The organism is Mesorhizobium sp. P3_A9, from assembly GCF_056402975.1.
Genome location: NZ_JBFUGJ010000020.1, coordinates 1 through 20,570, shown reverse-complemented (window position 1 = coordinate 20,570; position 20,570 = coordinate 1). Strand labels below are relative to the sequence as shown.

The window sequence follows — 20,570 nt, the reverse complement described above, 5'->3', positions numbered from 1 at the left end:
TGCCGTCAGCTTTCGAAGCCACCATCCGTTTTTGTCTTCCGCCGTCTGTATCTGGGCGACCCGAGCGCACCAATCCGGCATTCCTGACATCCCATTGGTCAGGACGAAGGATACGGGCATGTTTGTTGTGTTGGGCGCTAGCGGGAAGATCGGACGGGCCACCATCGGTGGACTGCGTCGACATGGCGTTCCGGTCAGGGCCGTGGTGCGAAACCCGTCGCATGCCGAAGAGTTCCGTGCGCTTGGCTGCGAGACAGAAATCGCCGATCTGCGCGATGCGCCGGCATTGGCCCGGGCAACAAAAGGCGCGACCGCTGTTCAGGTCATCTGCCCGACTGGCGTGCGCGCCGATGATGCATCGGCGGAGATGGAAGCCACCATCCGGTGCATCGTTGACGCACTCGATCAAGTCAGGCCGCAAAGCATCCTGGCGATCTCGGATTATGGCGCCCAGCTTGCCGCCGGCACCGGCATCACGCTCACCTTCCACCATCTGGAATCGCAACTGAGGACGATTCCGGCGGCGCTGACGGTGCTGCGTTCCGCCGAGCATATGCAGAACTGGAACCGCCTGGTCGGCCGCGCGATCGAGACCGGTATGCTGCCGAGCCTGCATCATCCCGTCTCCAAGTCCTTCCCGACCGTGTCAGCCGGCGATGTCGGCCTGATGGCTGCCGATCTCCTCCTGTCGGGAGGCGGCGATGCGCTGCGCGTGGTCCATGCCGAAGGGCCTGATCGTTACAGCGCAACCGATGTGGCGCGGACGCTTGGCGAGATTGCCGGCCGAGAGATCACAGCCCGCGAACTGCCGAGGCAGGACTGGGTTCCCGCCCTGGTCGGCGGCGGCATCAGCACGAGCTACGCCGAACTGGTCGCTTCGATGTTCGATGCCCACAATGCCGGTTGCATCGATGTCGAGCACGGCGTCGGCGAGATCAGGCACGGCGAGACCGATCTGCGCACGGCACTGTCCGCGCTGATCGAGAGCCGCGAACAGGTCTAGTCGGGATCGGGCTTGCGCAGCTTCCGTCCTGATTTGACGAGCTTTTTCGCCTCGGCCGCGGCGTCCGCCTTCGCCTGTTCCTGGTCGGCGAAGTCGGCCTCGATCTTGTCGTCGTCGGTCGGCCAGGCCTTCGCATGTTTGGTCTCGATGACGGCGCGCGGCGTCGACGGGATCTCGATATGCTGGTCGCTGAATTTTTCCAGCACGGCGAAGCGGACGTCGTTCTGCACGATGTTGCCGTTCATCACATCGGCCAGGAACACACGGATCTCGAATTCGAGTGCCGCCGGTCCAAAATTGGAAAACAGCACGAAGGGTTCGGGGTTCTTCAGCACCATCGGGTGGCTGCGTGCGATCTCCAGCAGGATGGCGTGAACCTGCTTGACGTCGCTGCCATAGGCGACGCCGACCTTGATGTCGATGCGGCCGAGCTTGTTGCGGTGCGTCCAGTTGCCGACGGCATTGTTGATCAGGTTCGAATTGGGCAGGATCACCGACTGCCGCTGGAACGTCTCGATCTCGGTGGCGCGCACGCTGATCTTCTTGACCGTGCCGCTGACGTCGCCGGCGACGATCCAGTCGCCAACCTTGAACGGCCGCTCGGCCAGCAAGATCAGGCCCGAGACGAAATTCGACACCACATTCTGCAGGCCAAAGCCGATACCGAGGGAAAGCGCACCGGCGACCAGCGCCAGGCTGGAGAGATCGATGCCCGCCGCTGATATGCCGACCAGCCCCGCCAGAGCTACGCCGGCATAGCCGACCGCCAGCCGAATCGAGTTGCGCACGCCGGTATCGACCTTGCCGCGCGCCATGACGGAGCCGTCGAGCCAGCCCTGGAACCAGCGCGTCAGGAAATAGCCGATGACGAAGACGATGATGCCCGAAAGGATGCCGGTGACCGAAWTCGTAACCGAACCGATATTGATCCCGGTCGCGAGCTTGTAGGCCCAGGCCTGGATGTCTCCGGGCTGGAAGCCCCACATCAGCAGGATCAGCGGCAGGAAAACCAGCACGATCAACAGGTTGATGGCGATGCTGACGACGAGGCCAAGCTGATCGAGCGCGGTGTCTTCGTAACTCGAATTGGTCGACAGCCAGCGCCCGACGGACGTGTTGGCGAATGCCCCCTCCTCGCCGATCKCCCGCGCCGASAGGAAGCCGATATAGGCGGTGATCAGCGCCGTGCCGGTGACCACGACCTGCAGCGAGACGAACAGCGCAAGGCCGATATAGCCAAGCAAGGCGGCGACGATGGTGAACAGGCCAAGCGCCAGCGCCAGATAGCGCAGCCATGCCGGCCATGGCCGCCAGCTTCCGTCACGCGCCTTGAACGGCCGTAGCATCGCCATCAGGATCRGGATGATGCCGACGATGATGGTGGCGACGAAACTGCGCGCGATGGTCAGCGACAGCGGCGAGCCCATCTTGTCGTTGATGACAGACAGGAAGGTGTTGACTGAGATGACCACCGCCATGGCGGTGGTCAGGCGCACCAGCCAGCGCGCCGGCCCGGTCTCGACGGGGATCAGACGCCAGTTCGGCAGCCGCGGCTCCAGCGCCRCATTGGTCAGCCGGTTGACGCAGAACACCACGCCGATGACCGTCGCCATCGCATTGAGGAAGAGGCCAATGTCGCCACGCAAGACGTTGTAGTAATTGAAAAAGAAAATGGTCGAGCCGAGAAAGGCGCCGACAGCCAGGGTCGGCAGCAATGTCGACCAGAAGGCCACCGTCAGGCGGCTGAGATAGGATGGGTCTTCATCGGTGGGGTCGGCCTCGAACATGCGCCCGAACAGCCGCCTGCCGCCAACCAGCAGCACCAGCGCTAGGCCAAGCGCCACGAAAGTTGCCGCGAGGATGGCCTGGAACTTGAATTTGAAAGCGAAGCTCAGCCAGGACGACACCGCCTTGTAGAAATTGTTGAACTCGTCGCGGGCGTCGGAAAAAACCTGCGGGCTCAACGCATCCGTCAGCACGTAGCGCTTGCTCAAAAAGTTCCGGAACAGCTCGCTGCGCATATTGCCGATCTTGTCGATCAGTCCGCTGATGCGGATCGACAGGTTCTGCGCGGCGGCRACGACCGCGTTGATYTCGGCYTTTTCSGACGCCAGCGCCTGGCGTTCGCCGGTCACGATGTCGGGCTCCTGCGGCTGGCCCGCCGACGGCGGCGGGCCTAGCACCTCGATGCGATTGTTGATGTCGGTGAGGCGCGAACGGAACGCCAGCGCACTGGTCAGTGCCGCCCGCGACAGATCCTCAAGCTGCAGACGGATATCCACGAGCGAGGCATCGTCCTCACCGTCCTGCTGTATTTTCTTCTCGAGATCGTCCGTCTTGGCCGTCAGCCCCTGGATGACTTTCTGCTGATCGGTGATCAAACCGGCGGAGCCCTGGCCAAGCGCCTGCGCCATCGCCTCGAACGAAGGCTGCGCCGAAACGACGAGCGCGAGGATCAGGAGGAGGCGAAGCAATCGAAAAAGCATGATTTGTTGGCGACTCACGGGCGGCAAAGGCATTCAAAAAGCCTGTCCTTGATAAAGACGGCCATATCATGGGGCAAGCCGTCGCATCCGATCGCGCTCGGATCGCGATCCGAGCGTCGGTCAGTCGAAAGGCCATGGCGCAATATTGGCTTTGCGTATGCGGCCTGCTCTATAGTCTGCCGCATCGCCCKAACCGGATGACAATGATGGCAGAGTACTCGGCCTTTTCGCTGCTCGCGAACGCGCTCAAGGGAAACAAGGACTGGAAGCCGGCCTGGCGCAAGCCKGAYCCSAAGGCWTCCTATGAYGTCATCATCATCGGCGGCGGCGGCCAYGGCCTGKCGACGGCCTATTATCTTGCCAAGGAACACGGCATCACCAATGTCGCGGTGCTCGAAAAAGGCTGGCTCGGCTCCGGCAATGTCGGCCGCAACACCACGGCCGTGCGCTCGAACTATCTGCTGCCGGCCAACACCCGCTTCTACGAGCATTCGATGAAGATGTGGGAGAACCTCTCACACGAACTCAATTACAACGTCATGTTCTCGCAGCGCGGCTGCCTGAACCTGGCGCACACGCCGGCCCAGTTCGACGACTATGCCAGGCGCGGCAACGCCATGCGCCATCTCGGCGTCGACGCGGAGCTGATGACGAAGGCGCAGATCAAGCGCCTGATCCCAGCGCTCGATATCTCCGATAACGCACGCTTCCCGGTGGTCGGCGGCCTGATGCAAAGGCGCGCCGGCACCGCCCGCCACGATGCCGTGGCCTGGGGCTATGCGCGTGGCGCCGACCGGCGCGGCGTCGACATCATCGAGAATTGCGAGGTCACCGGCTTCCTGCGCGATGGCGACCGCGTCACCGGTGTCACCACCTCGCGCGGCGATATCCGCGCCAAGAAAGTGGCGGTTGCCGTGGCCGGCAGCACCGGACGSGTCATGCAACTCGCCGGCATCGAGAGGATGCCCATCGAGAGCCATGTGCTGCAGGCCTTCGTGACGGAATCGCTAAAGCCCTTCATCGACACGGTCGTGACCTTCGGCATGGGGCATTTCTACATGTCGCAGTCSGACAAGGGYGGCCTCATCTATGGCGGCGACATCGACGGCTACAACAGCTACGCCCAGCGCGGCAATTTGCCCATCGTCGACGAGGTGATGAGCGAGATGCTGGCGCTGTTCCCGGGCCTTGCCCGCGTGCGCATGTTGCGCTCCTGGGGCGGCGTCTGCGACATGTCGATGGATGGCTCGCCGATCATCACCACCGGCCCGCTGCCCGGCATGTATCTCAACTGCGGGTGGTGCTATGGCGGCTTCAAGGCGACGCCGGCCTCCGGCTGGAGCTTTGCCTGGACCATCGCCAAGGATGAGCCGCACGACTTCAACGCGCCGTTCACGCTCGACCGTTTCCACCGCGGCCTCGTCATCGACGACAAGGGCCAAGGCGCGAATCCCAGGCTTCACTAGGAACATCCTGTGCTCATCACTTGCCCCTACTGCGGCCCGCGCGACGTCATCGAGTTCACCTATCAGGGYGACGGCAACCGCSARCGSCCKSAMCCGGCCTCGCAGAATYTCGASGCMTGGAACGCCTACGTCTATGACCGGCTAAACCCGGCCGGCGACCACAACGAGATCTGGCAGCATTCCGGCGGTTGCCGCGCCCATCTGCGCGTCGTGCGCAACACGCTGACGCATGAGATTTCCAGCGTCGCCTTCGTGCGCGGCGATCATAGCTCAGCCGCGCGCCGCAAGGCGGAGGACAAGGCATGAGCCCGCGCCGCGCCGACACTGGCGGCCGCATCGATCGGCTGAAGACGATCCGCTTCACCTTCGACGGCGTTGCCTATACCGGCCATGCCGGCGACACCCTGGCGTCCGCTCTTTTGGCCAAGGGCGTCACGCTTTTCGGGCGCTCGTTCAAATACCACCGCCCGCGCGGCCTGCTGACCGCAGGTGTCGAGGAGCCCAACGCGCTGGTGACGGTGCTGACGGGCGAGGTTCGCGAGCCCAACATTCCGGCAACCATGGTCGAGATCCATGACGGGCTGATCGCCGTCAGCCAGAACCGCTTCCCCTCGCTGGCCTGGGACGTCAACGCCGTCAACCAGCTCGGCGGCAAGATCCTGTCGGCCGGTTTCTACTACAAGACCTTCATGGGACCGGTGGTCGGTCCGCTGAAGGGCACGCGTTTCTGGATGTTCTGCGAGCATTTCATTCGCCGCGCCGCCGGTCTCGGCAGCGCCGGATCAGCGAAGGACCCCGCCCGCTACGAACGCATGAATGCCTTTTGCGACGTGCTGGTGGTCGGTTCCGGCCCGGCCGGGCTGATGGCCGCCAAGGCCGCCGCCGATCAGGGCGCCCGCGTCATGCTGGCCGATCTCGAACCGCGTTTCGGCGGCTCGACCAACTGGTCCGATGAAACCATCGATGGCGCGCCAGCCACCGATTGGGCGCGCCGCACCGTCGCTCAGCTCGAAGGCCGCGACAATGTCCGGCTTTTGCCGCGCACCACGGTCTGGGGCTACTACGACAACAACACGCTTGCAGCACTCGAACGCGTCAGTGACCACAAGGAGCAGCCCGCCAAGGGCGAGCCGCGCCATCGCTACTGGGCGATCCGCGCCAGATCCGTGGTGCTGGCCACCGGCGCCTTCGAGCGGCCGCTCGTCTTCCCGGGCAATGACCGGCCGGGCGTGATGCTGGCGCATGCCGCCGAGCGCTACGCCAATGAGTTCGGCGTGCTGCCGGGCGAGCGGATCGCGCTGTTCACCAACAATGACAGCGCCTATCGCGCGGCGGTCGCCTTGAAGAAGGCCGGTGCGGCGATCGTCGCCATCGCCGACGTCAGGTCCGAGCTGTCAGCCGAAATACGCAAACTGGCGACGGAGGCCGAAGCCGAACTGTTGGCCGGCCATGCGGTCATCGCCACCGAGGGCGGCAAGGCGGTCTCCGGCGTCAAGGTCCAGCGTTTCGACATGGTCACCGGTGCGCTGAGCGGCGACGAACGCAGCATCCATGCCGACTGCCTGCTGATGTCRGGCGGCTGGTCGCCGACMATCCATCTGGCCAGCCAGGCCGGCGCCAAAGCGGAATGGAATGCCGCGCGGCAGGCCTTYCTGCCGCCGAAGCCGACACAGCATTGGGTCGGCGCCGGCGCCTTTACCGGCAGTTTTTCCACCACCGCGGCGATCGCCGAAGGCCGCGCCGCCGGCATTGCAGCAGCCGGTGGAACAAGCACGCCGGCGGCGTTGCCCACGGTCGAGGCTGTACTCGGCGACCCCGATCCGGCGCCGGTCTTCGAGATCAGGGCCAAGGGCAAGAGCTTCGTCGATTTCCAGCATGACGTGACGGCTGAGGATGTAAGGCTGGCGCATCGCGAAGGCTTCGTCTCGGTCGAGCATCTGAAGCGCTACACCACGCTTGGCATGGCGACCGACCAAGGCAAGAGCTCCAATGTCCCCGGCCTCGCTATCATGGCCGAGGCATTGGGCAAGCCGATCCCCGAGGTCGGCACCACGCGCTTCCGGCCGCCCTTCGCGCCGGTGTCGATCGGCTCGCTGGCGGCGGAGCGCTTCGGCGACCTGAAGCCCGAGCGGCTGACGCCGATGCATGACTGGCACCTTGCCAATGGCGCGACCATGTATTCCGCCGGCCTCTGGTACCGGCCGATGATCTACGGGCTTKCAGGCGAAACGGTCGAGCAGGCCTATGTGCGCGAGGCCAAGGCGACGCGCGAGAGTGCCGGCATCGTCGATGTCTCGACGCTGGGCAAGATCGCCGTGCAGGGCCCCGACGCCGCSGCCTTCCTCGACCGCGTCTACACCAACATGTTTTCGACGCTCGCCGTCGGCAAGGCCCGCTACGGGCTGATGCTGCGCGAGGACGGCCTTGCCTTTGACGACGGCACCACCTGGCGACTCGGCGAGCAGGATTTCCTGATGACCACCACCACGGCCAATGCCGGCAAGGTGATGCAGCATCTGGAATATTTCCTCGACGTGATCTGGCCGGACCTCAAGGTTCACGTCACCTCGGTGACCGACGAATGGGCGGGGGCGGCGATCGGCGGGCCGAAGGCCAGGCAGATCCTTGCCGCCTGCGTCACCGGCACCGCTGTCGACAATGCGACCTTGCCCTTCATGGGCATCGTGCGTGGCGAGATCGCTGGTGTGCCGGTGATGATCTGCCGGCTGTCCTTCTCCGGCGAAATGGCCTTCGAGGTCTATTCCGGCGCCGGCCATGGCACCCATGTCTGGGAAGCGCTTGTTGAAGCCGGCAAGCCGTTCGGGCTGGTCACCTACGGGCTCGAGGCGCTGGGCACGATGCGCATCGAGAAGGGCCATGTCACCGGCGCCGAGATCGACGGCCGCACCACGGCGCGCGACCTGCATCTCGACTGGATGCTGTCGAAGAAGAAGCCCTTCATCGGTTCGGCGATGATGGACCGAGAAGGCCTGATCGCGCCCGACCGGCTGGAACTGGTCGGCCTGATCGCACTCGACAACCGGCCCCTCAATGGCGGTGCGCACATTGTCGAGGAGTTGGACGAAGCCAATCCGCACGGCTCGATCGGCCACATCACCGCCTGCTGCTATTCGCCGGCGCTCGGCAAGCATATCGCGCTCGCCCTGGTCGAGGGCGGCAAGGCACGGCACGGCACCCGCGCCCATGTCTCCGATCCCTTGCGCAACCGGTTCGGACCGGTCGAGATCGTCTCCAACCATTTCTACGATCCGGAAGGGACCCGCATGCATGGTTGAGCGCCAATCCCCCCTCGAGCCGGAGTTTCATGTCGGCTCGCACGGCAATTTCGAGCATGGCGTCGAGATCATCCTCACCGAAACGCGGCCGGGCTCGATCGTGCAGCTCGCCGCCTGGCCGGGCGAGGAGAAGAGGCTGATCACCGCCATCCGCACCGTCACCGGACTGGCGCTGCCCGACGGCGCCGGCGGCGGCCTGAGCGACGGCGTGAAATCGGTGTTCGGCTTCGCGCCGGGAAAATTCACCGTGGCCGATGAAGCCGAAGGGCTGGCCGCTTCCCTCGCCAAGATGGTGACTCCGGCCATCGGCACAGTGACCGACCTGTCGCACGGCCGCACTGCCATACGCATCGCCGGGCCGAAAGCGGAATGGGTGCTGGCGAAATTCTTCGCCATCGACTTCGCGCTGCCGGCCTTCCCGGTCGGCGCCGGCCGCTCGACCACCCATCACGATGTCTTCGCCCAGATCCAGCGCACCGGCGCCGACCAGTTCGACATCTACGTCTTCCGCTCCTTTGCGCGTTCGTTCTGGAAAGCGCTCTGCCATGCCAGCGAGGAAGTCGGTTACGAAGTGCAGTAGGTGGTGCAGCCGGATGGCCGCGCCACTGCTGCTTCTGGCCTCAATGCCGGCCGGTTCTGCCGCTAGAGAATCGCGCCGCGAGCGGCCATGGTAGGAAAACGTGGCCGCCAGATCGGCCCAAGGGGCATAAAACCCCGTCTCAGACTCGGCACATTCGTTTGGTTCGAACATCCCCATGACCGCAGAACTATCCACCGGCGCCACGGATCGCGCCGATGTGTCGGCCAGAGCCTTGCTCTTGCTGCCGCTGACGGTCGCTTGCGGTGTGTTCATGACCAGCCTCGACCAGAATGTCGTGGTGACGGCCCTGCCCGGCATCGGCGAAAGCCTCGCCCGCCCGCCGAGCCAGCTCGGCCTTCTGATCACCGTCTATGTCGCCAGCCTGATCATCTCGATGCCACTCGGCGGCTGGGCCGCCGATCGCTTCGGCCTGCGCAACGTCTACTGCTTTGCCTTGCTGGTGTTCGCCGGCTCGTCGGCGCTCTGCGGACTGTCCGACAACATCTGGATGCTGGTCGGCGCCCGCGCCCTGCAGGGCTTCGGCGGTGCGCTGATGGGCACGCTCGGCCAGGTCGTCATATTGTCGAGCTTTCCGCGCAGCCGCACGCTCAAGGTCAACATGTATATCTCGGTGGCCAGCCAAACCGGGCCGCTGGTCGGGCCGCTCGTCGGCGGCGCGCTGACCACCTACATTTCCTGGCGCTGGATCTTCTTCATCAATGTGCCATTCGCGCTGGCTGCGGCAATCCTTGCCGCATCATTGTTTCCGACAGTGACCAAGCCCGTGCGCACGCGGTTCGATTTTCCCGGTTTTCTGCTGGTCGGCAGCGGCATGATCCTGCTGGTGTTCGGCATGGACTCGCTTGCCGCCAAAGACGCCGTAGGCAGCATGGTCGCCGGCGAACTGGCGTTGGCGGTCGTCATCCTGTCGATCGCCTCGCTCTACTGCCTGCGTGTGCCCAATCCCCTGCTCGACCTCAAGCTCCTGCGCATCCGCACCTTCCGCATCTCGTTCCTCACCGGTGGCGGCCTGGACACGATCGGCCTCAGCTCCGTCGCCTTCCTGTTGCCGCTGATGTTCCAGCTCGGTTTCGGCATGAGCGCGGTGCAGGCGGGATCGCTGACCTTCGTTGCCGCACTCGGCTCGGTGATCATGCGTTTCTTCATGCCGCGCGTCCTCAACCGGTTCGGTTTCCGCCGCGTGCTGGTCTTCAACACGCCGATCGTTGCCGCCATGGTCGCCGGCTTCGCCTTGATGCAGGCAACGATGCCGGTCTGGATCGTGCTGACCTACATCTTCGTTTTCGGTGTTTTCCGTTCCATCCAATGGGCCTCAACCGGAAACCTCGCCTATTCCGACATCGCGCCGGAACAGCTCGCCCGCTTCAGCGCGCTCTACTACATYCTCTGGCAGCTGGCAGTSGCRATCAGCGTCGGCCTTGCGGCGGCCATGCTGTCGTTCCTGGCCGGCGGCGGGCCTGCCGTGACCAAMGAYTTCCGCATCCTGTTCGCGRTCGAGGGCGTCATCACGCTSTGCGCGCTGMTYGCCTAYCTCAAGCTGACGCCGCAGGACGGCGCCCATGTCAGCGGSCACGGCATGCAGATGAATACGGAATAGGGTATGTCGCTCGCGTCGGCATGCTTACCGGTGCGGCGAGGCTATTCGTTGAACGTCACCCACTCTTCCAGCGGAACGCGATCAGTGCGGAAGGCGTTTTCCGGCTTGGAAATGTCCTCATAGCCCAGCGCCATGCCGCAGACGACGATCTCCTCGTCGGGAATGTTGAGCACCGGCCGGATCTGCCGGTGATAGGGCGCGAAGGCCGCCTGCGGGCAGGTGTGCAGGCCCCTGCCCCGCGCCGCAACCATGATGTTCTGCAGGAACATGCCGTAGTCGATCCACGAGCCCTGGTTGAGGCGGCGGTCGATGGTGAAGATCATGCCGACAGGCGCATCGAAGAAGACGAAGTTGCGGTCGTGCTGCGCGCGCATCTTGTCGACCTCCCGGCGGCCGATGCCGAGCGCGCCGTAAAGCCCGAAACCATTGGCGCGGCGCCGTGTCAAATAAGGCTCGAAGAACTGGGTCGGATAGTAGCGATACTCGTCCCAGTCGGCCTTTTCGGCGCGGATACCGGAATTCAGGACAGCATCCGATATCTGTTGCTTGGTCTCGCCCTTGGTGACGTAGACCCGCCATGGCTGCATGTTGGTGCCTGAAGGGGCGCGTGCCGCAACCGCCAGAATGTCGCGGATCGTCTCGTCGTCGATCATGTCGGGCAAAAACGCGCGCACAGAACGGCGCGACACGATCGCCTCATCGACGATCTCGGCCTCATCCGCGATTCGAGCCTTCTTTTCCAGCATGGGCCGTCCCTTAGCCTTTGTATCGATCGGACGTCCCCACTCGCCGCTCGCGGCGGAGCCTTTGCATGAACCGTCAAAATCCTGCAAGTAAATCTTGAGCATCGGTGAAATTCTGCTTGATTTTTTCATGAGCTTGATTTCTCATGAAATTCGGATTGAAATTTTCATGAAGTGAGCGTTTTGGCGTCTCCTAGCGCACGAACATTGCAGGGACCTGACGAACGCGTGCTGGCCGGCGATATCAGGGCGCTGCGCCGGGCACGTGGGCTGACGCTCGCCGAAATCGCGCTGAAGCTCGACCGTTCGGTCGGCTGGGTCAGCCAGGTCGAGCGCGGCCTGTCGAYSCCKTCGCTCAGCGATCTCAGGGCCTTTGCCGAACTGTTCGGCGTGCCGATCAGCCTGTTCTTCAGCCATGACGTACCGGTCGAAAGCGAGCGTGGTGTCATTGTTCGCGCCGGCAGGCGCCGCACGCTTGGCACCAGCGAAACCGGCCTGGTGGAAGAACTCCTCTCGCCCGATCTCGGTGGTAGCTTCGAGATGGTGCGCTCGATCTTCGCGGCGGGCGCGGAGATGAAGACCGAGCAGCTGCGGCCGACCGAGGAAGCCGGCTATCTCGCTTCGGGTATTTTCGAGATCGAGATAGCGGGTATCTGGCACCGGCTCGGCGAAGGCGATTCCTTCCGCTTCGAAGGCAAGCCCTATCGCTGGCGCAATCCGGGCACCGAGCCGGCGGTTGTCATCTGGGTGGTTTCGCCACCGGTTTATTGAAATGCATGTCGCCCAAAAGTGTGCAGCGGTTTTGGGATAACGACATGCATCAAAACAAAAAATAGAAGCGCGACGCGCTTCGGTCTGGGAGAAGAAACATGGCGGGTTTGCCGAGCACGGCGCGCGTGGTGATCATCGGAGGTGGCGTTGTCGGCACCTCCTCGCTCTATCATCTCGCCAAGGCGGGCTGGACCGACTGCGTGCTTCTGGAGAAGAACGAACTGACATCAGGCTCGACCTGGCATGCCGCCGGCAATGTGCCGACCTTCTCCTCGTCCTGGTCGCTGATGAACATGCAGCGCTATTCGACCGAGCTGTACCGTGGCCTCGCCGACGCGGTCGACTATCCCATGAATTACCACGTCACCGGTTCGCTGCGGCTCGCCCATTCGAAGGAACGCATGCAGGAATTCCAGCGTGCCAAGGGCATGGGCCGCTACCAGGGCATGGACATCGACGTGGTCGGCGTCGACGAGATCAAGCGCCGCTACCCCTTCATCGAGACACATGATTTGAAAGGCGCGCTCTACGACCCCAGCGACGGTGACATCGACCCGGCTCAATTGACCCAGGCTCTGGCCAAGGGCGCGCGCGACTTGGGCGCGAAAATCATCCGCTTCTGCCCCGTTACCGGCGTGCGCCGCGAAAACGACGAATGGGTGGTCGCCACGCCACAGGGCGAGATCCGCTGCGAAATCGTCGTCAACGCCGCCGGCTATCGCGCCGCCGAAGTCGGCCGGATGTTCGGCCGCGAAGTGCCGATGATGGTGATGAGCCACCAATACATCCTGTTCGAGGAAATCCCCGAGCTTGCGGCGTGGTCGAAGGAACAGGGCAAGAAGCTGCCGCTGCTGCGCGATGTCGATACCTCCTACTATCTGCGCCAGGAAAAGGCCGGCATGAATCTCGGCCCCTATGAGCGCAATTGCCGCGCGCATTGGGCCACCCCTGGCGATCCGATGCCGGAGGACTTTTCCTTCCAGCTCTTCCCCGACGATCTCGACCGGCTGGAGCATTACCTGGCCGACGCCGTCGCCCGCGTGCCGATCCTGGGCACCGCCGGCCTGTCCAAGGTCATCAACGGCCCGATCCCCTATGCGCCGGACGGCAATCCGCTGATCGGGCCGATGCCCGGCGTGCCCAATGCCTTCGAGGCCTGCGTCTTCACCTTCGGCATCGCCCAGGGCGGCGGCGCCGGYAAGGTGCTGGCCGAATGGGTSACGCAAGGCCRGACGGARTGGGACATGTGGTCCTGCGATCCGCGCCGCTTCACCTCMTTTGCCKCGGCSCCYGAYTATTGCGTCGCCAAGGGCMTGGARATCTACGGCAACGAATACGCCATCCAGTTCCCSCGCCATGCCTGGCCCGMRGGGCGMGACCGGAAACTGTCGCCGATCCACGACCGCACCAAGGCGCTCGGCGGCCGTTTCGATGCCTATAATGGCTGGGAACGCGCCACCTGGTACGCGAAGGACGGCGACGACATCTCCGAGGAAGCCACGCTCACCTTCCGCCGTGAAGGTCCCTGGCAGCAACGCGTGCGTGAGGAATGCCTCGCCGTGCGCGATGCGGCCGGCATCCTCGACCTGCCCGGCTTCTCGCGCTTCAATCTCGAAGGTCCSGGYGCTGCCGAMTGGCTGRGCCTRCAGGTSACCGGACTGGTGCCGAAGCCCGGCCGCATCGGCCTCGTCTATTTCGCCGAYGACAAGGGCCGCATCGTCACCGAAATGTCCGTCGTTCGCCACGACGAGAATGTGATGACGCTGATCACCGCCGCGGTCGCGCAATGGCATGATTTCGAGTGGCTGAAATCGCGCATGACCAAGGATGCATCGTTCAAGTTGATCGACCGGACCGAGGAATTCTCCACCCAGATCCTGGCTGGCCCCAATTCGCGAAAAATCCTCGCCGATGTCTGCGACGCCGACCTCTCCTTGCCGTGGCTGACGCATCAGGAAACGAAGATCGCCGGCCGCTGGGCCAAGCTGGTGCGCGTATCCTTCGCCGGAGAACTCGGCTGGGAAATCCACACCAGGGTCGACGATACGGCCGCCATCTTCGATGCCGTCTGCGCGGCAGGACAACAGCATGGCCTGAAACCGTTCGGCATGTACGCGCTGGATTCGCTCAGGCTCGAAAAAGGTTACCGCACCTGGAAGGGCGATCTCTCGACCGACTATTCCATCCTGCAAGGCGGGCTCGAGCGTTTCGTCAAATGGGAAAAGCCCGACTTCCGTGGCAAGGCCGCGCTGCAGAACGAGAAGCAGCAAGGCGTGAAGAAGCGCTTCGTCACGCTGGTCGTCGAAAACCCCGGCGATTGCGACGCACCCTACATGTCGACGCTGTGGCATGGCGGCCAGATCGTCGGCGAGACCACGTCGGGCGGCTGGGGCCATCGCATCGACAAGTCGATCGCGCTCGGCATGTTGCGCGTCGATTTGACCGAGCCCGGCACCTCTGTCGAGGTCGAAATCTTTGGCGACCGTTTCAAGGCGATCGTGCAGAACGACGAACCTTTGTGGGATCCGAAGAACGAAAGACTGAGAGCATGAAGAAAGTCATCCTCACCGACGGTGGTATGGGTCAGGAACTGGTCCGGCGCAGCAAATCCGAGCCGACGCCCTTGTGGTCGGCCAGGGTGCTGATCGATGAACCCGATCTGGTGCGCGGCCTGCATGCCGAATTCATCCGCGCCGGCGCCCGCGTCATCACCATCAACACCTATTCGGCGACCCCCGAACGCCTGGCGCGCGAGGGCGCCGAGGAGCTGTTCAAGCCGCTGCAGAAGCGTGGCATCGAATTGGCCAGGCAAGCTCGTGACGAAGCCGGCGATGCCGCGATAGCAGGCTGCCTGTCGCCGCTTTTCGGCAGCTACGCCCCGGCGCTGACCATCTCTTACCAGGAGACGCTCGACATCTATCGCCGCATCGTCGCCGAGCAGGCGGATGGCGTCGATCTCTTCCTGTGCGAGACCATGGCCTCGGCCGATGAGGCGCGCGCGGCCGTCACCGCGGCATCGGAAAGCGGCAAACCTGTCTGGGTGTCGTGGACGCTCGCCGATCACGGCACGCCACGGCTGCGCAGCGGCGAAACAATAGCAGCCGCGGCCAGCGCGCTCGATGGCCTGCCGATAGCGGCGCGGCTGCTCAACTGCTGCCGGCCGGAAGCGATCGCCGCCGCCTTGCCTGAACTGATCGATCTCGGCGGCCCGRTCGGCGCCTATGCCAATGGCTTCACCTCCACGGAGGCGCTCAAGCACGGCGGGACCGTCGATGTGCTGCATGCCCGCCACGACCTCGGCCCGGACGCCTATGCCGAGCAGGCAATCGGCTGGGTGGAGGCAGGTGCTGACATCGTCGGCGGCTGCTGCGAAGTCGGACCGCCGCACATTGCCGCGCTGCGCGACCGGCTCGAACGGGCCGGCTACGAGATTTCGGGAGTTTTGCATGCCTAGACCATCATCGCGCATTTCCGGCATTGTCCCGTCGGGCAAGGACGGCTGGGAGGTCCATTCCGCCGCCTGGGCCCGCAAGGCGGCCGGCGAGGACATCATCATGCTGTCGGTCGGCGACCATGATTTCGACACGCCTTCGCAGACGATCGAGGCCTGCGTGGCCGCGGTGCGCGGCCACAATCACCACTACACGCCGCTGCAGGGCCTGCCGCGCCTGCGCCAGGCAATGGCGTCGGCCTCCAGCGCCTGCACCGGCGTCGAGACGACGCCGGATCAGGTGATCGCCACACCGGGCGGCCAGGCCGCACTCTACGCGGCCGTACAGGCGGTGCTCGACACGGGCGACCACGCCATCGTCGTTGCCCCCTACTACGCCACCTACCCCAACACGTTCAGCGCTGCCGGCGCCAGTTTCACCGTCGTCGAGACGCCGGCCGAGGATGGTTTCCAGCCGCACGCCGACATGATCCGCGCGGCACTCAAGCCCAACACACGCGCCATCCTGATCAACACGCCGAACAACCCGACCGGTGCGGTCTATTCGCGCGAGCGGCTGGAACAACTGGCCGAAATCTGCAGGGAGCACGACCTCTGGCTGTTGTCGGATGAGGTTTACTGGACGCTTGGTGGTGGCGAGCATGTCTCGCCGCGCTCGCTGCCCGGCATGGCCGAGCGCACGCTTGTCATCAATTCCATGTCCAAGAGCCATGGCATGACCGGCTGGCGCATGGGCTGGCTGACCGGTCCCGAAGCGATGATCACCCTGCTCATCAATCTCAATCTGGTGACCACCTACGGCCTGCCGGCCTTCATCTCGGTCGCTTGCGCCGAGGCGCTGGAGAACCATTACGGCGTGAAGGACATCGCCGAGCGCTACGCGGCGCGCCGCACCGTCTTTCTCGATGCCGTGCGCGGCATGAACRAYGTCAGYGTGCGCGGCTCSGAAGGCGGCATGTATGTCATGCTCGACATATCYGAKGTCGAACCCGACGACGARAAATTCGCCTTCGCCTTCCTCGACAAGGAGAACGTCGGCGTGATGCCGGGCTCCAGCTTCGGCGAAGCCGCCGCCGGCCATATCCGCATCAGCCTCTGCCAGCCGGAGCCGATTCTCCAAGAAGCAGCACTTCGGCTGCGCCGTTTTGCTTCCACCTATCGCCGCGAGGCCGCATGACCACCAAGACCATCCCCACCAAGGCACGCGCGGTCATCATCGGCGGCGGCGTTTCCGGCTGTTCGGTCGCCTACCATCTGGCCAAGCTCGGCTGGACCGATATCGTGCTGCTSGAGCGCAAGCARCTGACCTCGGGCACGACSTGGCAYGCCGCCGGCCTGATCGGCCAGTTGCGCGGCTCGCAGAACATGACSCGGCTGGCGAAATATTCGGCCGACCTCTACGTCAAGCTGGAAGCCGAGACCGAAGTCGGCACCGGCATGCGCCAGGTCGGCTCGATCACCGTGGCGCTGACCGAGGAGCGCAAGCACGAGATTTATCGGCAGGCATCGCTTGCCCGCGCTTTCGATGTCGATGTGCGCGAGATTTCACCCAACGAAGTCAAGCAGATGTACCCGCATCTCAATGTGTCCGACGTCGTCGGCGCCGTGCATCTGCCGCTCGATGGCCAATGCGATCCCGCCAACATCGCCATGGCGTTGGCCAAGGGTGCGCGCCAGCGCGGCGCCACCATCGTCGAGAATGTGAAGGTCACCAAGGTGCACACCAAGGCCGGTCGCGTCACCGGCGTATCGTGGGCACAAGGCGAGGACCAAGGCACGATCGAGGCCGATGTCGTCGTCAATTGCGCCGGCATGTGGGCGCGGGARCTTGGCGCCCAGAACGGCGTCACCATTCCGCTGCACGCCTGCGAGCATTTCTATCTCGTCACCGAGCCGATCGCCGGCCTTGGCCGTCTGCCGGTGCTGCGCGTGCCGGACGAGTGCGCCTACTACAAGGAAGACGCCGGCAAGATGATGCTCGGCGCCTTCGAACCGGTGGCCAAGCCTTGGGGCATGGACGGCATCCGCGAGGATTTCTGCTTCGACCAGTTGCCCGAGGACATGGACCATTTCGAGCCGATCCTCGAAATGGGCGTCAACCGCATGCCGATGCTGGCGACCGCCGGCATCCACACCTTCTTCAATGGCCCGGAGAGTTTTACCCCCGACGACCGCTACTATCTCGGCGAGGCGCCGGAGCTCTCCGGCTACTGGATGGCGACCGGCTACAATTCGATCGGCATCGTCTCCTCCGGCGGCGCCGGCATGGCGCTGGCGCAATGGATCAACGACGGCGAAGCGCCCTTCGATCTGTGGGAAGTCGACATTCGCCGTGCCCAGCCCTTCCAGAAGAACCGCCGCTATCTCAAGGAGCGCGTCTCCGAAACGCTCGGCCTGCTCTATGCCGACCATTTCCCCTATCGGCAGATGGCGACGTCGCGCAATGTCAGGCGCTCGCCCCTGCATGAGCATTTGAAAGCGCGCGGCGCCGTGTTCGGCGAGGTCGCCGGCTGGGAGCGCGCCAACTGGTTCGCCCGCGAGGGACAGGAGCGCGAATACCGCTATTCCTGGAAGCGGCAGAACTGGTTCGACAACCAGCGCGAAGAACATTTGGCGGTCCGCAGCAAGGTCGGCCTGTTCGACATGACCTCGTTCGGCAAGATCCGCGTCGAGGGCCGCGACGCCTGCGCCTTCCTGCAAAAACTGTGCGCCAACGACATGGACGTGGCGTCGGGCAAGATCGTCTATACCCAGATGCTCAACCAGCGCGGTGGCATCGAAAGCGATCTCACCGTGTCCAGACTTTCGGAKACGGCCTACTTCCTCGTCGTGCCGAGTGCCACGCTGCAGCGCGACCTCGCCTGGCTGCGCCGGCATGTCGGCGAGGAGTTCGTGGTCATCACCGATGTCACAGCGGCCGAAAGCGTCCTCTGCCTGATGGGGCCGGACGCGCGTAAACTGATCCAGAAGGTCAGCCCCAACGACTTCTCGAACGAGAACAACCCGTTCGGCACGTTCCAGGAGATCGAGATCGGCATGGGCCTCGCCCGCGCCCACCGCGTCACCTATGTCGGCGAACTCGGCTGGGAGCTCTATGTCTCGACCGACCAGGCGGCGCACGTCTTCGAGGCGATCGACGAGGCGGGTGCCGATGTCGGCCTGAAACTCTGCGGCCTGCACACGCTCGATTCCTGCCGCATCGAAAAGGCCTTTCGGCATTTCGGCCATGACATCACCGATGAGGACAATGTGCTGGAGGCCGGCCTCGGCTTTGCGGTGAAAACCTCAAAGGGTAACTTCATTGGCCGCGATGCCGTGCTGAAGAAGAAGGAAGCCGGATTGAACCGCCGGCTGGTCCAATTCCGCCTGAAAGACCCGCAGCCGCTGCTCTTCCACAACGAAGCGATCCTGCGCGACGGCAAGATCGTCGGCCCGATCACATCAGGTAATTACGGCCACCATCTCGGCGGCGCGATCGGGCTGGGCTATGTGCCATGCCAGGGCGAAAGCGAGGCGGATGTGCTGGCCTCGTCCTACGAGATCGAGATTGCCGGCGAGCGGTTTGCGGCCGAGGCCTCGCTGAAGCCGATGTATGACCCGAAGGCCGAGCGGGTGAAGATGTAGCGCCGTCTTCCTTCGCCCCGTTCACGGGGAGAAGGTGGCCCGAAGGGCCGGATGAGCAACTGTGTTTTCAGGCTTTGTCTGGACACCAGGGTTGGTTGTGTCGAAGCATGGCGCTGAGGATGGTCATAATCTTTCGGGCCACGGCGACGATGGCGACCTTTGGTTGCTTGCCGTTGGCAATGAGACGCTGGTGGAAGGCTCTGAGTACGGGATTTGAGCGGCTGGCGGTGAGCGCTGCCATGTAGACCACCCTGCGCAGAGCATGCCGGCCGCCCCAGATGACGCGGCGACCTTTGAAGGTGCCGGTATCGAAGTCGTAGGGCGCCAGACCGGTAAGCGCTGCAATCTCGCGTCGCGAGGCCTGCCCGATCTCCGGCGCCAGCGCCAGTATAGTATGGCTGAGGACTGGACCGGCACCGTGGAAGGACTGGATCAGGCGATCCTTGGCCGCGAGCGCCGGCTGGCTGGCGACGAGTTCGGCCATACGCTTGGCGAGCAGTGCGATATCGAGTTCGATACGACGCAGCCGCTGGGTGAAGATGCGCTTCACCATCGGCTCGCGTAGCTGCTCGAGTTGATTGGCAAGGCTGACCTTATCGTCGCTAAGCTGCCTGCGGGCCACGACCAGATCGGCCAGTTGCTCCGCAATCGGGTCGCAACGCACCGGCCGGGTCGGCAGTTCGGCGGTGTAGCGCGCAATCAGCAAGGCATCGATGCGATCATTCTTGGCCAATCGGCCAAGGGCGCGGGCATAGTGGCGCAATTTGTGCGGATTGACGTTCCTGGCCGGCAGRTCCGCGCTGCGCAGTGCCTTGGCCACGCCGCGCTCATARCCGCCGCTCGGCTCCATGCCGATGGCGCGTACGGTGCGACCCCGCAGCCATCTGAYYAGCTTGGCCCATCCGTCCTTGTCGTTGTCGAAACGCGCTTGTTCCTGCGTTTGAAACACCGCCACGTCGAGCCAGCCTTTGGCAACATCGATGCCGATGTCCTGAACCGTTTGCGCTACCATCTCCTCGGTCCCTTCCTTGTGTGCGGGGGCTTGCCCCTTGCAACTGTTCGGGTTCACAAAAGAAGGCGGTCGGRCCCCAGCTCATCCACGGTTTAGGCCACCTGAGGGGCGACGGGCTCTCGACCACCGCCACGGATCAGGCAAGCACCTGGTCCGTGGCACCCTCAACAATGCACGATTCCAAACACACAAGGGGTGTTCCAGCGAAGTGAGGCGTTGGTGTTCCCTGGAGCACCCCTCATCCGTCGCCTTCGGCGACACCTTCTCCCACAGGGGGACTGTTGCGTAATTCGGTGGTTGTGATTCTCTGAGATTGACGCTCGGAGGGAATCACGATGGCAGTGAAGCAGACGGGTCAGTTGAGCTTGGCGGAAGCCTTTCTGGGCGGCAAGTTGGCAGGCGGTTCTTCGCCACTCGATCGATTGTCAGGTCTGGTGAAGTGGGACCGCTTCGAGAAGCTACTCAACCCGCTGCGCGATGGTGGACCGGGTCGGGCTGCCTGGCCACCGTTGGTCCTGTT

Annotated in this window: 14 protein-coding genes and 1 pseudogene; 12 read left to right on the top strand and 3 right to left on the bottom strand. The window is 64.0% G+C overall.

Features of this window, described 5'->3' with window-relative positions; genetic code table 11:
* Positions 1 to 118 precede the first annotated feature (118 nt).
* The gene (locus AC1DX0_RS05895; protein ID WP_477222128.1) at positions 119 to 1,003 is read left to right on the top strand and encodes an NAD(P)H-binding protein; all 885 of its coding nucleotides are present in this window, start codon (positions 119 to 121) and stop codon (positions 1,001 to 1,003) included.
* On the opposite strand, the gene AC1DX0_RS05890 is transcribed toward AC1DX0_RS05895, so the two are convergent.
* A complete protein-coding gene (locus AC1DX0_RS05890; protein WP_477354610.1) occupies positions 1,000 to 3,489 on the bottom strand; it encodes a mechanosensitive ion channel family protein in 2,490 nt (829 codons plus the stop codon). The two genes, AC1DX0_RS05895 and AC1DX0_RS05890, sit on opposite strands and share 4 nt — an antisense overlap.
* A gap of 206 nt (positions 3,490 to 3,695) precedes the next feature.
* On the opposite strand from AC1DX0_RS05890, the gene AC1DX0_RS05885 reads away from it, so the two are divergent.
* From AC1DX0_RS05885 to AC1DX0_RS05865, 5 genes are all read left to right on the top strand, one after another.
* A complete protein-coding gene (locus AC1DX0_RS05885) occupies positions 3,696 to 4,955 on the top strand; it encodes a sarcosine oxidase subunit beta (protein WP_477354607.1) in 1,260 nt (419 codons plus the stop codon).
* A 9-nt stretch (positions 4,956 to 4,964) separates the two neighbouring features.
* Positions 4,965 to 5,261, top strand: coding sequence for a sarcosine oxidase subunit delta (locus AC1DX0_RS05880; protein ID WP_477354604.1), 297 nt, complete (start codon positions 4,965 to 4,967; stop codon positions 5,259 to 5,261).
* Complete coding sequence (locus AC1DX0_RS05875; protein ID WP_477354601.1) at positions 5,258 to 8,251, top strand: sarcosine oxidase subunit alpha; 2,994 nt, start codon at positions 5,258 to 5,260, stop codon at positions 8,249 to 8,251. Before AC1DX0_RS05880 ends, AC1DX0_RS05875 begins: the two co-directional genes overlap by 4 nt.
* A complete protein-coding gene (locus tag AC1DX0_RS05870) occupies positions 8,244 to 8,831 on the top strand; it encodes a sarcosine oxidase subunit gamma (RefSeq protein ID WP_477222124.1) in 588 nt (195 codons plus the stop codon). Before AC1DX0_RS05875 ends, AC1DX0_RS05870 begins: the two co-directional genes overlap by 8 nt.
* Positions 8,832 to 9,006: 175 nt before the next feature.
* Positions 9,007 to 10,449: an MFS transporter gene (locus tag AC1DX0_RS05865; RefSeq protein WP_477354599.1), complete on the top strand. Its 1,443-nt coding sequence runs from the start codon at positions 9,007 to 9,009 to the stop codon at positions 10,447 to 10,449.
* 41 nt (positions 10,450 to 10,490) lie between these two features.
* Here AC1DX0_RS05865 and AC1DX0_RS05860 read toward each other — a convergent pair whose 3' ends face one another.
* Positions 10,491 to 11,195 carry a nitroreductase gene (locus AC1DX0_RS05860; RefSeq protein ID WP_477222122.1) on the bottom strand — a complete coding sequence of 235 codons (705 nt, stop codon included), beginning with the start codon at positions 11,193 to 11,195 and terminating at the stop codon, positions 10,491 to 10,493.
* 225 nt (positions 11,196 to 11,420) lie between these two features.
* Here AC1DX0_RS05860 and AC1DX0_RS05855 point away from each other — a divergent pair, with 225 nt between their 5' ends.
* The 5 genes from AC1DX0_RS05855 to AC1DX0_RS05835 all read left to right on the top strand — a co-directional run bounded on the left by AC1DX0_RS05855 (position 11,421) and on the right by AC1DX0_RS05835 (position 19,038).
* Positions 11,421 to 11,963, top strand: a complete 543-nt coding sequence (locus tag AC1DX0_RS05855; RefSeq protein WP_477354631.1) for a helix-turn-helix domain-containing protein — start codon at positions 11,421 to 11,423, stop codon at positions 11,961 to 11,963.
* Between the two features lie 98 nt (positions 11,964 to 12,061).
* On the top strand, positions 12,062 to 14,515 hold the full coding sequence (locus tag AC1DX0_RS05850) for a GcvT family protein (RefSeq protein ID WP_477354597.1): 2,454 nt from the start codon (positions 12,062 to 12,064) through the stop codon (positions 14,513 to 14,515).
* A complete protein-coding gene (locus AC1DX0_RS05845) occupies positions 14,512 to 15,417 on the top strand; it encodes a homocysteine S-methyltransferase family protein (RefSeq protein WP_477354594.1) in 906 nt (301 codons plus the stop codon). Before AC1DX0_RS05850 ends, AC1DX0_RS05845 begins: the two co-directional genes overlap by 4 nt.
* Positions 15,410 to 16,591 carry a pyridoxal phosphate-dependent aminotransferase gene (locus AC1DX0_RS05840; protein WP_477354591.1) on the top strand — a complete coding sequence of 394 codons (1,182 nt, stop codon included), beginning with the start codon at positions 15,410 to 15,412 and terminating at the stop codon, positions 16,589 to 16,591. Before AC1DX0_RS05845 ends, AC1DX0_RS05840 begins: the two co-directional genes overlap by 8 nt.
* The gene (locus AC1DX0_RS05835) at positions 16,588 to 19,038 is read left to right on the top strand and encodes a GcvT family protein (RefSeq protein WP_477354588.1); all 2,451 of its coding nucleotides are present in this window, start codon (positions 16,588 to 16,590) and stop codon (positions 19,036 to 19,038) included. Before AC1DX0_RS05840 ends, AC1DX0_RS05835 begins: the two co-directional genes overlap by 4 nt.
* A 67-nt stretch (positions 19,039 to 19,105) precedes the next feature.
* Here the strand turns inward: AC1DX0_RS05835 and AC1DX0_RS05830 are convergent, their stop codons facing one another.
* Positions 19,106 to 20,050: an IS110 family RNA-guided transposase gene (locus tag AC1DX0_RS05830; protein ID WP_477354585.1), complete on the bottom strand. Its 945-nt coding sequence runs from the start codon at positions 20,048 to 20,050 to the stop codon at positions 19,106 to 19,108.
* Between the two features lie 335 nt (positions 20,051 to 20,385).
* On the opposite strand from AC1DX0_RS05830, the pseudogene AC1DX0_RS05825 reads away from it, so the two are divergent.
* Positions 20,386 to 20,570 (top strand): annotated as a pseudogene (locus AC1DX0_RS05825) (IS5/IS1182 family transposase); the annotation flags it as partial.

Bases quoted from the DNA above. Each gene is read 5' to 3' on its own strand.
- AC1DX0_RS05895 (WP_477222128.1), top strand. From the start codon at position 119: ATGTTTGTTGTGTTGGGCGCTAGCGGGAAGATCGGACGGGCCACCATC.
- AC1DX0_RS05870 (WP_477222124.1), top strand. From the start codon at position 8,244: ATGGTTGAGCGCCAATCCCCCCTCGAGCCGGAGTTTCATGTCGGCTCG.
- AC1DX0_RS05860 (WP_477222122.1), bottom strand. From the start codon at position 11,195: ATGCTGGAAAAGAAGGCTCGAATCGCGGATGAGGCCGAGATCGTCGAT.